This is a genomic window from Sulfitobacter sp. (assembly GCF_036960155.1).
Taxonomy (GTDB): Bacteria; Pseudomonadota; Alphaproteobacteria; order Rhodobacterales; family Rhodobacteraceae; genus Sulfitobacter.
The window spans coordinates 25,160-37,650 of sequence record NZ_JBALWB010000009.1 but is presented as its reverse complement, the minus strand read 5'-3'; the positions used below and the strand labels follow the sequence as shown (position 1 = coordinate 37,650).

Here is a 12,491-nt window from a genome sequence, read left to right as displayed (position 1 = left end):
GCTTAACCCAATTGCCGCAGCAGTTCTTGGGAAGGTTTACCTGTCACGGGCAACCCCTTACTCGCTTGATAGGCGCGAACGGCTTTTTCACTGTTTGGACCAATGACACCATCACTGCCGCCTGTATCAAAACCTTTAGCGGTCAGCCGTTCTTGCAACGCTACACGGTCCTCTTTGGACAACCCGTTTGCATCCGGCGGGAAGCTTCCACGCAAGGGCCCTGCCCCACCGATGCGGTCTGCCAGATGGCCAACGCCAATCGCGTAAGCATCAGAGTTATTATACCGTTTAATCGCACGGAAGTTGCGGGTAACGGCAAAGCGCGGTCCGCCAGCTTGTGGTTGGATGATGCTGCCACTTGGTGCACCGTTACCGACCTCACCACCCCATTTCACGCCGCGCGCCCAACCGTTGCGCTGTAGATACGCCGCTGTTGAGGCCAACGCATCTGTTGGGTCTTCTGACCAGATGTCGCGGCGACCATCGCCTGTAAAATCGACCGCGAACGCCTGATAAGACGTCGGAATAAACTGGGTGTGCCCCATCGCACCAGCCCAAGACCCTGTCATTCGGCCCGCAGAAATATCGCCGTTCTGCAAAATCTTGAGCGCCGCGATAAGTTGTTTTTCAAAAAACACCCCACGTCGACCGTCGTAAGCAAGCGTTGAGGTGGCCGAGATCACTGGCACATTGCCGCGCCGCTCTCCAAAGAAACTTTCCAGGCCCCAAATCGCGCAGATAATTTCAGCATCAACGCCATAACGCCCTTCTAGTGTTTGTAGCGTATTGGCGTGAAGGCTAAAGGCAGCGCGCCCCTTGCTGATCCGTTCATCTGAGGCGGCAATAGAGAGGTAATCTTCTAACGTGCGTTTAAATTCCGTCTGATTGCGGTCCCGCTTTACGCAGCCGGGCAAGTATCCTGTGCCACGAAACGCCGAATTCAGCGTTGATTGTGATATCCCCTTAGACACTGCGCGAGACTTAAAGCTGGATACCCATACATCATAGCCCGCGTTTGGAGTGGGCCTCAGATCGGCAGGAAGGCCAGCGGGGATCGCACTACTGCTGGTCGACGTTGCACTGCCACCGCAACCAGAAAGCGCAAGAGCGCCGAGGCCCAATCCAAAGTGACGACGTGATAGATGCATACTGCTGCCCCGGTTTTTTAACATTGCTTTTTCCAGCTATGCTATCCGATTGGTGGGTCATGGCAACAGGCCTTAAACTGGTCTGGGCGCTGCTTTGCCTACCGCCATCAACATTTAGAAATGTTGCGGTGTAGCAATAGGTGCAATAATTAGGCCCAACCGCTTCAAGCCTTGGCCAAGGCCTGATTAATTTCGTCTGCAGTTGGAGGGTTGCACCCTTCTTTTGCACAGTTAAGGCATGCAGCCTGAACCCCGCGCCGCAAGAGCTGTTGCAACGCGTCTTTTGTAAGTTTTTCCAGTGCGCTGTTATTTAGCACATCCGCGTCAGCAAGGCCTGAAACCAGCGTGGCCATAAACGTATCGCCAGCACCAACGCTATCAACAAAAACCTCAATAACCGGATTCTCCACAGCGCAGTATAGCGACGGTGTCCAGCCCTCCGCCCCGTCCGGCCCTTTTGTTAACGCGATCAGCTTAGCCCCTGTCATCGAAAGCAAGGTTTCCATTCCCTCTTCCAAAGACAGTTCAGGGTAAATCCATTCAAGGTCTTCATCGCTCAATTTCACGATGGTGGCTGTTTTCAAAAGCCGCAAAACACGAGCGTGGTACTGGACAGGGTCTTCCAACAAGGCGCTACGAATGTTGGGGTCAAAAGACGTTGTCATCCCCCGTGCGATGGCCTCATTGAACGCCGCCTCCCATGCCGCACCATCCTCAATCCCTGCAAACGCCAAAGAACCCGCATGAAAATGCACCGCTTCATCCGCCAATGATGCACAAAGACTTTCGGCGGTTACGCATCGCTCTGCGGTGCCTTCGCGGTGGAACACATACTCTGGAATGCCATCAATTAGCGTAACAACGGCCTCTGTTGTTGGCTCATCACGCCGCCCACCCGCCAAGACGCCATCTTCAGCCTCAAGGTTTGCAGCGAGCTGTTGACCGTACTCATCGGTTGAGACTGGTGTGAGATAATGCGTGCGTTGACCCTGACGCGCGAGGGCAAAGGCAACGTTATAAGGAGATCCACCAATCTTGTGAGTAACTTGCGCTACACCCTCAGAATCGAAAGTGTGCATACTGTCGATCAGGTTTTCACCGCCGACTGCGATAACGGGTTTAGCATGCTTTGACATTTACGTGCTGGCCTTTGCTGAAAAAGTTACGCGCGACAGATCGGTGTATTTGGCATATTTTATAACCCGATTTAAATCTCAAGTCATCAGCCTATGGTGGTAGATTGAACATATTTTTACGCGCGTCAATAATCGCGCGCCTTTTCGCCGCAAGACCGCACGTTCGGGACCTGCTACTGGAAACACTTGAAAACCAACACCAATTCGGCGGCAAACACACACGCCCGCCTTACCACATGGTCAATATTGACGCGCCCAACCGAATACTGTCGCTTCTTTTGCGGTCGCGAATTATAGTAAAGTTTCAAGAAACAACTTTGATGTAGATCAAATTATGACGCTTCCGATTCTTAGAGATTTCCAATGCAGTCACTGCCCGATTCGACATCGGGCCGTGTGTTCACACTGTGATACTGGCGAACTCAATATGTTGGAAAACATCAAAACCTATCGCAGCTTTTCAGCTGGCGAAGTCATCTTTTGGCGCGGCGAGCCGTTGGGTTATGTAGCTTCGTTGGTGACAGGTGTAGCAGCCCTATCCAAAACTTTAGAAGACGGCCGCACTCAGATGGTTGGCTTGTTACTGCCCTCCGATTTCATCGGGAGACCCGGCCGGGACAAAATCGATTTTGACGTTACGGCCACCACAGATGTTACGCTTTGTTGTTTTGACCGCAAACCCTTTGAAACGCTTGTGCGCGAAACACCCCATCTGACCCAGCGCCTCATGGAACTCGCACTGGATGAGCTCGACGTCGCACGAGACTGGATGCTGTTGCTGGGCCGCAAAACCGCCCGCGAGAAAATTGCTACCTTTTTAGAGATGCTAGCGCGCCGTGCAGAACCCGACGAAAAAAGATCCAGCATGATCTTGCCGATGTCGATGACCCGTGACCAGATCGCCAACTTTCTGGGGCTAACATTGGAAACTGTCAGCCGACAGCTCAACGCCTTTAAAAAACAAGGGGTCATTGAATTTAGCGACCGCAAATATATCGCAGTCAAAGATCTTCCTGCTTTGCACGCGGCTTCGGGCGACGACAGCGACCAAGGCTTTGGCAGCTAAGACCCAACAGACTTGAAATTCATCCAAGTATTATTACTTAATCTGGTCAGGGATTGATCCAGATCAAAGATGCGTTCTGCCGCCTGACCTAGAACCCCATCCAAGAACAACACGCGCATGCCGTGCCGTGTTGCCATTGCGAGGGTACTCAATGAACTATGTAAAACTTGTGCTCCTGGGATTTGTGACGCTTTTTGCGGCACTTGCCAGTGATTGGGCACGCGATCCAGCCTACCAACTTCATGCCGTATTGATCATGCTGATCGCCGCGTTCATGTTTGTTCGTGTGTTGCGCCAAACGGATGAACCGGTTGTCGCTAATGATTCCCAAGGTCTATATGAAGACGGGGTGATCCGCGCAGGCGTGATCGCAACGGCCTTCTGGGGTATTGCGGGCTTCTTGGTTGGGACGTTTATCGCGTTTCAGCTGGCATTCCCCGAACTCAATTTTGATTGGGGCCAGCCCTTCACCAACTTTGGCAGGCTGCGGCCACTGCACACCAGTGCGGTTATCTTTGCCTTCGGAGGCAACGCCCTAATCGCGACATCCTTTTACGTAGTTCAGCGCACCAGCGGTGTACGGCTGTGGGGCGGAAAAGCAGGCTGGTTTGTCTTTTGGGGCTATCAGTTGTTCATCGTTCTTGCGGCAACTGGCTATTTGTTGGGTTCAACACAGTCCAAAGAATACGCCGAGCCTGAATGGTACGTAGATATCTGGCTCACCATCGTTTGGGTAACTTATCTGGTCGTCTTTATGGGCACGATCATCAAACGGCGCGAAAAACACATTTACGTTGCCAACTGGTTCTACCTCGCCTTTATCGTGACGGTTGCGATGTTGCATTTGGTTAATAACCTTAGCATCCCAGTCAGCATCTTCGGCAGCAAATCTGTTCAGCTCTTTTCGGGTGTGCAGGATGCGATGACGCAGTGGTGGTACGGCCACAACGCCGTTGGCTTTTTCCTGACTGCCGGCTTCTTGGGCATGATGTACTACTTTGTGCCAAAACAAGCCGAGCGTCCGGTTTACAGCTACAAACTGTCTATCATCCACTTCTGGGCCTTAATCTTTTTGTACATCTGGGCGGGTCCACACCACCTGCACTATACGGCTTTGCCTGACTGGGCTGCGACCCTTGGTATGGTGTTCTCAATTGTTCTTTGGATGCCCAGCTGGGGTGGTATGATCAACGGCCTGATGACGCTGCAAGGCGCGTGGGACAAGTTGCGCACCGATCCGATCTTGCGGATGTTTGTTCTCAGCCTTGGTTTTTATGGCATGTCCACCTTTGAGGGTCCGATGATGTCGATCCGCGCTGTGAACTCACTGTCGCACTATACCGACTGGACCATTGGCCACGTACACTCTGGTGCGCTTGGTTGGAACGGGATGATCACCTTTGGTGCGCTCTACTTCCTGACGCCGCGGCTGTGGGGTCGCAAGCAGATGCACTCTATGGCGGCAATCAACTGGCATTTCTGGCTCGCGACATTGGGGATCGTTTTATACGCCTCCTCCATGTGGGTATCGGGCATCATGGAAGGTCTGATGTGGCGCGAAGTTGATGACCAAGGTTTCCTCGTCAACTCGTTCGCGGACACCGTCAGCGCCAAGTTCCCGATGTATGTTGTACGCGGCTTGGGCGGAGTCTTGTTCCTCTCTGGTGCGCTTGTGATGTGCTGGAACATGTGGATGACCATCCGCGCCGGCAAGCCAGCCACCACAGAGCTTCCTGCTCGTCTTAACGCAACACCTGCAGAATAGGATAAGAATATGGCATTTCTGGATAAACACGCCATCCTTGAACGCAGCCCTACGCTGCTGCTGACCTTCTCTTTGCTGGTGGTTACCATTGGTGGGATTGTTGAAATCGCCCCGCTGTTCTGGCTGGAGAACACAATTGAGAAAGTAGAGGGCGTACGCCCCTACTCCCCTCTCGAACTCACCGGACGTGACATCTATGTGCGCGAAGGCTGCTATGTCTGCCACAGCCAGATGATCCGGCCGATGCGGGACGAGGTTGAACGCTACGGTCACTACTCATTGGCAGCGGAATCAATGTATGATCACCCGCACCAGTGGGGCTCTAAACGGACAGGGCCCGATCTGGCACGTGTTGGTGGTCGTTACTCGGATGCGTGGCATACCGATCACCTGACAGACCCGCAATCTGTCGTACCCGAAAGCGTCATGCCAAAATACGCATTTCTGGCGTCTACAAAAATTGATGGGGAATATATCGTTGACTTGCTTGAAACGCACCGCATGGTTGGCGTTCCCTACAGCGATCAGCAGATCGAAGCCGCGTATAGCGACTTCCAAGCTCAGGCTGATCCAGACGCGGATTGGGATGATTTGTTAGAACGCTATCCCGGTGCGGCAGTTGGTAATTTTGACGGTCAGAGCGATCTGACCGAGATGGATGCCATGATCGCATATCTTCAGGTTTTGGGTACGATGGTCGACTTTTCCACCTTCACCCCTGACGCCAGCCGATAGGAGACAAAAACATGGACACCTATTCATTTCTTAGGGAACTGGCCGACAGCTGGATTTTACTAGCAATGTTCGGCTTTTTCGCTGGCGCCGCAATCTGGGCCTTTCTGCCTAGCCAAAGCAGTGCACGTGAAGAAGCAAGCATGATCCCTTTTCGCAAAGACGGTGAAGACTCCGCCGGACTTGGACCCAAGGGCATGTCCCGCAACATGGAGGCAAAGAGCCATGACTGATAAAAAGCTGGACGACGCCACTGGCGTCGAAACAACTGGCCACGAGTGGGACGGCATCCGAGAACTTAATAACCCACTGCCGCGTTGGTGGCTGTACACGCTTTATGCCTGTATCGTATGGGCCATTGCCTATACGATTGCTTATCCCGCATGGCCAATGATTTCTGGCGCGACTTCCGGTTTGCTGGGCTATTCCACACGCGGTGAGGTTGCCAAAGACATCACTGCACATGAAGCAAAAAACACAGCGCTTGTCGCTGATTTACTAGCGGCTGATTTGCCTACCCTCCAACCGGGCGACGATCTGCACCGTTACGCAGTTGCGCGCGGCGGTTCTGTGTTTCGGGCGCAATGTAGCCAGTGCCACGGCTCTGGTGCGGCGGGCGCCAAAGGCTATCCAAACCTGCGTGATGATGATTGGCTGTGGGGTGGCGATCTTGATGCCATCTCTGCCACTATTGATCACGGTGTTCGCAACGAAACCGACGGCGATGCACGCTGGTCCGAGATGCCTGCATTTGGGGAAATCCTAAGTGACGAAGAGATCGATGCGGTTGTTACTTATGTCAGCAGCCTATCTAGCCCAGTGGAAGATGCCGCATTGGTGGCCGCAGGTGCTACGATCTTTGAAGATAACTGCTCCGCATGTCACGGCGAAAACGGTAAAGGCGACCGCGAAGTAGGCGCGCCAAACCTTGTCGACGCGATCTGGCTCTATGGCGGCGATCCTGCGACTCTGGCTGAAACAGTTCGCAATTCGCGCTTTGGCGTGATGCCCGCATGGGGGCAACGCCTGTCGGATGAGGATGTGCGCGCAGTTGCGGTATACGTTCACAACCTTGGCGGCGGTGAATAAGCTTTAAAACCAACAATGCCCCTTTCGAGGGGCATTGTTGATCCAGATCAACGCGACCACCCTTGCGCCGATCTAGGTAGAGAAATCAGCAAAAGGTTTCTCATGTCTACTCCCTCCCTTTACAGCGCCCGCGAACCGATTTTCCCCCGCCGTGTTTCCGGCGCCTTCCGCCGTCTAAAATGGTGGATTATGGGGTTAACGCTCGGTATTTATTACCTTACGCCATTTTTACGCTGGGACCGGGGCCCCAACCTTCCTGATCAGGCGGTGCTGATCGATCTGGCGAATCGGCGTTTCTATTTTCTTTGGATCGAAATCTGGCCGCACGAATTTTACTTTGTTGCGGGCTTATTGATCATGGCCGGACTGGGTTTGTTCCTGTTCACCTCCGCCTTAGGGCGGGTTTGGTGTGGCTATACGTGCCCCCAGACGGTTTGGACCGATCTGTTTATATTGGTTGAGCGTTGGATTGAGGGCGACCGTAACGCTCGCGTGCGACTGCACCACGCCGGATGGGACTTCAAAAAATGGCGTCTACGGATCCTCAAATGGACCGTTTGGCTGCTCATCGGGATGGCGACGGGCGGTGCCTGGGTGTTTTATTTCACAGATGCACCTACCCTGCTGGTTGATCTGGTAAATGGCCAAGCCCACGCAGTCGCCTATATCACCATCGCTGTCCTCACATTGACCACATTCGTTTTTGGCGGGTTCATGCGCGAACAGGTCTGCATCTACATGTGCCCGTGGCCGCGCATCCAAGCCGCCATGATGGACCCAGACACAATCACCGTCACCTACCGTGACTGGCGCGGAGAACCGCGCGGCAAACCCCGTGATGAAACAGCAGGTGACTGCATCGATTGCATGGCCTGCGTAAATGTGTGTCCCATGGGCATTGATATCCGTGACGGCCAACAGATGGAGTGCATCACATGCGCGCTTTGCATCGATGCCTGCGATGATGTGATGGACAAAATCGGTAAGCCGCGCGGCTTGATCGATTATATGGCCTTAACTGATGAACCTGCCGAGCGAGAAGGGAAGCCACCGCGTGCCTTGTGGCGTCACATTTTCCGGCCCCGCACGTTGGTCTATACCGCAATGTGGTCCGCGATTGGCTTGGGTCTTGTCTATGCCTTGTTCATCCGCTCTGATATAGAACTAACAGTTAGCCCTGTGCGCAATCCAACCTATGTCTTGCAATCAAACGGGGGCATCCGGAACATCTATGACGTGCGTCTGCGCAACAAATCCAGCGAGGAACGGGAGTTCCACATGAGCCTTACAAGCGACTCCATTCTGCGCATTCAGTTGCCAGGCAAGGATTTGAGCCTGACCTTTACGGTGCCAGCCGATACAACCCTTAGCCAACAGGTATACGTAACCGCGCGCCCCCAAGATCCGGCGGCGGCGACCCATACAACAGACCTGCGTCTTTGGGTTGAGGATTTAACAACGGGTGACCGCGCAAGTAGGGCCACATCCTTTAATGGGAGAGTACAATGACCAAAGAGATCAAAGGTTGGCACGTCGCAACCGTCTTCGTCCTCGCATTTAGCGTCATTATCTCGGTCAACTTGGTGCTCGCATTTAATGCCGTGCGCACATTTCCAGGTTTGGAAGTTTCCAACTCTTACGTGGCCAGCCAAACCTTTGACAAAGACCGTGAGGCGCAACTCGCGCTGAACTGGGATGTGTCTGCCGCGTTGGAAGGTACCAAACTGACGCTTACTATTTTGGAAGATGGTCGCCCCATCAGCCCTGAGATTGAAACAGTGACTTTTGGTCGGGCGACAAATGTCCAACAAGACCAAACACCCCAATTCGAATTTGACGGTCATGCGCTGCACGCAATTGTGCAAGGCGGCGCTGGAAACTGGAACCTGCGCATTCGTGCACGCGGCGCAAATGGTGATCTGTTTCAGCAGCGTATCATTGTAACGGTGGCCAAGTGACTGCCGCCTGCCCTGCCTGCTCTGCAGCGCCGCTTGCACTGGAAACCGCAAGCGGCCCCGCGCTGCAATTTTCCGTGCCCAGCGTCCACTGTGCCGCCTGCATCGGGAAAATCGAACGCGGGTTGGCCCATTTGAATGGTGTTCTGTCAGTACGTGTGAACCTATCGATGAAACGCCTGTCTATCACAGGCCCTGTTGATCCTGATCAGGTTTTGACGGCAGTTGAAGACTTGGGGTTTGAGGTTTTTGCGCTAGATTCAGCTTCCCTTCAGGTGGCGCAAGATAGTGTGGGGCGTTCGCTGCTGACACGCATGGCGGTTGCTGGCTTTGCGATGATGAACGTCATGCTGTTCTCGGTTGCGATCTGGTCAGGGGCAACCGATTCCACACGTGATCTGTTCCATCTGATTTCGGCGGCCATTGCTTTGCCTGTTGTCCTTTATGCAGGTCAGCCGTTTTTCCGCTCTGCGTGGTCTGCGTTGCGGGTGCGCCGATTGAATATGGACGTCCCAATCTCTTTGGCGATCCTGCTTGCGTCAGCCATGTCTCTATTTGAAACTCTTCAAGGTGGCACTGAAGCCTATTTTGACGCGGCTCTTTCGTTGACGTTCTTCCTGCTTATCGGTCGTTACATGGACCACCGAACACGCAGCGCTGCACGGTCTGCCGCACGTGAACTGACCGCATTGGAGGTTCACACCGCTGAACGCCTAACTGGTGATGAGACAAAAACCGTTGCCGTAACCGATCTGGAAGTTGGAGACATCATTCTGGTTCCAACTGGCGCGCGTGTGGCTGTTGACGGTGTGTTGCTGTCTGCTGATGCATTGATGGACCGTTCGGTCCTTACCGGAGAAAGCGCCGCGGTCACGTTGAAATCTGGCGACATTTTGCAGGCGGGTGAAATCAACCTCACCGCCCCGCTTCGATTGCGCGCGATGACCGTAGGCGCGGACACATCTCTGCGGCGCATGGCCGAGCTGGTTGAAACTGCCGAAAACGCCCGCAACAGCTATACTGCACTGGCTGATCGCGCTGCCCAAATTTACGCTCCTGCGGTGCACACTTTGGCGCTGGTGGCGCTATTGGGCTGGTGGTTTGCCACAGGCGATTTCCGACATTCCTTAAACATCGCAATTGCGGTCCTGATCATCACCTGCCCCTGTGCATTGGGGTTGGCCGTGCCTGCGGTTTCAACCGCTGCGGTGAGCCGCCTGTTTTCCGCGGGATTTCTTGTTCGGCACGCAACAGCACTGGAACGCTTGGCCGAAGTCACCCGCATTGTCTTTGACAAAACAGGCACGCTGACCCGCCCCACCGTGCAGCTCCCTATCGACATGACCAAGGAGGAAAAAAGCGTTGCAAAGGCGCTTGCTCAGTCTTCTTTCCACCCATTGTCGCGCGCCCTTGTGAACACACTCACTGATGTTCCAGCCGCCGCCGTTGACAACATCGAAGAAATCGCAGGCCAAGGTGTGAGTGGCATCTATCAAGGACAAACCGTACAACTGGGCCGCGGCCCATGGTTGGGCGCGCAACATAGCGGTTTGTGTTTGCGCGTTGGCGATGCTGCTGCCCTACCGCTTGAAGTACCCGAAGCCTTGCGGGCGGGTGTGGCCGAGGCCATCGGTGCACTTGATCTTCCTTGTGAGATCGTTACTGGCGATACAGACCTGCCCGCCCAAACGCTTGCTGCAAAATTATCTTTACCTGTCATCTCAAATGCCTCACCCCAAGCAAAGATTGACCGTCTGCAAACACTCAGCGATGAGGGGGAACGCGTCCTTATGGTTGGTGATGGCCTAAATGACACGGCAGCTTTGGCAAAGGCACATGCATCGATTGCGCCTTCAACCGCGCTTGAGGCTTCCCGCAATGCCGCAGATATTGTGATCCTCAAGGACAGCTTTGCTGATCTGCCCCTCATCATCCGTGTCGCACGCGCTACGCGGCGCTTGTCTCAACAAAACTTTGCTATTGCCGCGGTTTATAACTGTATTGCGGTTCCGATTGCCCTTGCAGGTTTTGCCACCCCTCTTGCGGCGGCACTGGCAATGTCTTTATCCTCCCTAACCGTCCTCGCAAACGCGCAACGAATGAGGTTCATTCAATGAATATTCTTGTGATCTTGATCCCGATTTCCCTGATCCTTGGTGGTGCAGGCCTTGCCGCCTTCATCTGGACTGTCCGGTCAGATCAATACGATGATGACAGCGGCAATGCGGCGCGCATTCTGTTGGATGACGATTAAATCTGTCGGTGGCAATTTTTTTAACAGAAGGTGTTACCGCACATACATCTCAGCCTTGTGCATTTTCAGACGACCTACATACCGCTGTCCGCGTCAAAAAACACGACGCCCTGCGCACCAGGTCTCCTGCAGAACAGGCATGCCGTCCAACAAAGCAAACCGGATGACATCCCCGCGCTGCGAGGGCGCCAGGCTTCCGCGATCAACAAGATCGACAGCTTTGGCGGGATGAGCAGTGACCGTTCTGATGCCACGTGCCATATCACCCCAAATTTCGCCAAGTTGCACCGCCGCCATCAATAGGCCCGAAGGCACATAATCCGACGAGAGAATATCCAAACGATCTAGCTGTGCCAGCTCGGACGCGGCAACATTGCCGGAATGCGATCCACCGCGGATCAAGTTTGGCGCACCCATTATCGTTGCGATACCATGGGCATGACACGCATTGGCGGCTGCTGCGGTGGTCGGAAATTCTGCCACAGTGACACCGTATCCATGACTGGCTGCCACCTGCTCCTTTGTCGTGTCGTCATGGCTTGCTAATGTTGCGCCCAACCTTTTTGCTGCATCCACTGTGACGGTTTCGTGCTTGGCACCCAGCCGGGCCTGAAGCTCGTATTTTAGTTCGATGTGGTCGCGAAACTCCTCAGCGCTAAAACTGTATTTTCCACGCACATAGGTTTCAAATTTTGCTACATCCGAAAATTGTCTCTGACCGGGTGTATGATCCATCATCGAGACGATCCCGATCCGGTCGTCTGCCGAAAATTCGGCCAGTTCATCAATTAGGGTTTCTGAACAGGTTTCAGCACGCAGATGAATATGATGGTTGATCCGAAGCAGGCCCGTTTCGCGCATGGCGAGGATTTCGTCCGCCATCTTACGCGCATATTTTCCGTACCGATTGTTTGCACCTGACAGAATTGTACCTACCCGAATTGCGTCAAATACTGTTGTGATCCCGCTCCCTACCAGTTCTCTATCATGCGCCAAAATTGCCGCGCGGTATGGCCAATCCACCTTTGGCCTTGGCGCGAGATGGCGTTCGAGATTGTCTGTGTGTAGCTCAACCAGCCCCGGCGCGAGGTAATTACCCTCAAGATCCATCGCCCCAACAGGAACCGAAGTTCCGCTATCAATATCAGTGATAATACCGTCCTGAATCCTACAGGACCCCCGGATCACCTCATTCGCCAAAATCAGCTTGGCGTTGGCGAAAATTTGCTCTGTCATGTGGTGTCACGCGCCTAGGCCAAAGGAATACTTCTACCGTGGATATCAAACTTTTGACGTGATGTTGTCTTTTTTGTCCCACCAAACGCAGACGTACTATGAGCTGTCAT

13 protein-coding genes are annotated in these 12,491 nt (G+C 53.8%); 9 read left to right on the top strand and 4 right to left on the bottom strand.

Features of this window, described 5'->3' with window-relative positions; all coding sequences use genetic code 11:
- Window positions 1-2: 2 nt before the first annotated feature.
- Together V7775_RS17525 and V7775_RS17520 are read right to left on the bottom strand one after the other, a co-directional pair.
- Window positions 3-1,148, bottom strand: a complete 1,146-nt coding sequence (locus V7775_RS17525) for a lytic murein transglycosylase (RefSeq protein ID WP_335753215.1) — start codon at window positions 1,146-1,148, stop codon at window positions 3-5.
- Window positions 1,149-1,312: 164 nt separating this feature from the next.
- Window positions 1,313-2,284: a PfkB family carbohydrate kinase gene (locus V7775_RS17520; protein WP_335753214.1), complete on the bottom strand. Its 972-nt coding sequence runs from the start codon at window positions 2,282-2,284 to the stop codon at window positions 1,313-1,315.
- A gap of 334 nt (window positions 2,285-2,618) precedes the next feature.
- Here V7775_RS17520 and fnrL point away from each other — a divergent pair, with 334 nt between their 5' ends.
- Entirely contained in the window at window positions 2,619-3,350 is a 732-nt protein-coding gene (fnrL, locus tag V7775_RS17515; protein WP_335753213.1) for a transcriptional regulator FnrL, read from the top strand.
- Here fnrL and V7775_RS17510 read toward each other — a convergent pair.
- Window positions 3,347-3,487, bottom strand: a complete 141-nt coding sequence (locus V7775_RS17510; protein WP_335753212.1) for a hypothetical protein — start codon at window positions 3,485-3,487, stop codon at window positions 3,347-3,349. The two genes, fnrL and V7775_RS17510, sit on opposite strands and share 4 nt — an antisense overlap.
- Window positions 3,488-3,501: 14 nt before the next feature.
- Here V7775_RS17510 and ccoN point away from each other — a divergent pair, with 14 nt between their 5' ends.
- From ccoN to ccoS, 8 genes are all read left to right on the top strand, one after another.
- Complete coding sequence (gene ccoN / locus V7775_RS17505; protein ID WP_335753211.1) at window positions 3,502-5,115, top strand: cytochrome-c oxidase, cbb3-type subunit I; 1,614 nt, start codon at window positions 3,502-3,504, stop codon at window positions 5,113-5,115.
- A gap of 9 nt (window positions 5,116-5,124) precedes the next feature.
- Entirely contained in the window at window positions 5,125-5,850 is a 726-nt protein-coding gene (ccoO, locus tag V7775_RS17500) for a cytochrome-c oxidase, cbb3-type subunit II (protein WP_335753210.1), read from the top strand.
- Window positions 5,851-5,861: 11 nt separating this feature from the next.
- On the top strand, window positions 5,862-6,080 hold the full coding sequence (locus V7775_RS17495) for a cbb3-type cytochrome c oxidase subunit 3 (protein WP_335753209.1): 219 nt from the start codon (window positions 5,862-5,864) through the stop codon (window positions 6,078-6,080).
- Window positions 6,073-6,936: a cytochrome-c oxidase, cbb3-type subunit III gene (gene ccoP / locus V7775_RS17490; RefSeq protein WP_335753208.1), complete on the top strand. Its 864-nt coding sequence runs from the start codon at window positions 6,073-6,075 to the stop codon at window positions 6,934-6,936. The genes V7775_RS17495 and ccoP overlap by 8 nt, the downstream gene beginning before the upstream one ends.
- Before the next feature lie 102 nt (window positions 6,937-7,038).
- A complete protein-coding gene (gene ccoG, locus V7775_RS17485) occupies window positions 7,039-8,445 on the top strand; it encodes a cytochrome c oxidase accessory protein CcoG (RefSeq protein WP_335753207.1) in 1,407 nt (468 codons plus the stop codon).
- Window positions 8,442-8,894 carry a FixH family protein gene (locus tag V7775_RS17480; RefSeq protein WP_335753206.1) on the top strand — a complete coding sequence of 151 codons (453 nt, stop codon included), beginning with the start codon at window positions 8,442-8,444 and terminating at the stop codon, window positions 8,892-8,894. Before ccoG ends, V7775_RS17480 begins: the two co-directional genes overlap by 4 nt.
- Window positions 8,891-11,008: a heavy metal translocating P-type ATPase gene (locus V7775_RS17475; RefSeq protein ID WP_335753205.1), complete on the top strand. Its 2,118-nt coding sequence runs from the start codon at window positions 8,891-8,893 to the stop codon at window positions 11,006-11,008. The genes V7775_RS17480 and V7775_RS17475 overlap by 4 nt, the downstream gene beginning before the upstream one ends.
- Window positions 11,005-11,145: a cbb3-type cytochrome oxidase assembly protein CcoS gene (gene ccoS, locus V7775_RS17470; protein WP_335753204.1), complete on the top strand. Its 141-nt coding sequence runs from the start codon at window positions 11,005-11,007 to the stop codon at window positions 11,143-11,145. Before V7775_RS17475 ends, ccoS begins: the two co-directional genes overlap by 4 nt.
- A gap of 93 nt (window positions 11,146-11,238) precedes the next feature.
- On the opposite strand, the gene V7775_RS17465 is transcribed toward ccoS, so the two are convergent.
- On the bottom strand, window positions 11,239-12,381 hold the full coding sequence (locus V7775_RS17465) for an alpha-D-ribose 1-methylphosphonate 5-triphosphate diphosphatase (RefSeq protein WP_335753203.1): 1,143 nt from the start codon (window positions 12,379-12,381) through the stop codon (window positions 11,239-11,241).
- Window positions 12,382-12,491 lie beyond the last annotated feature (110 nt).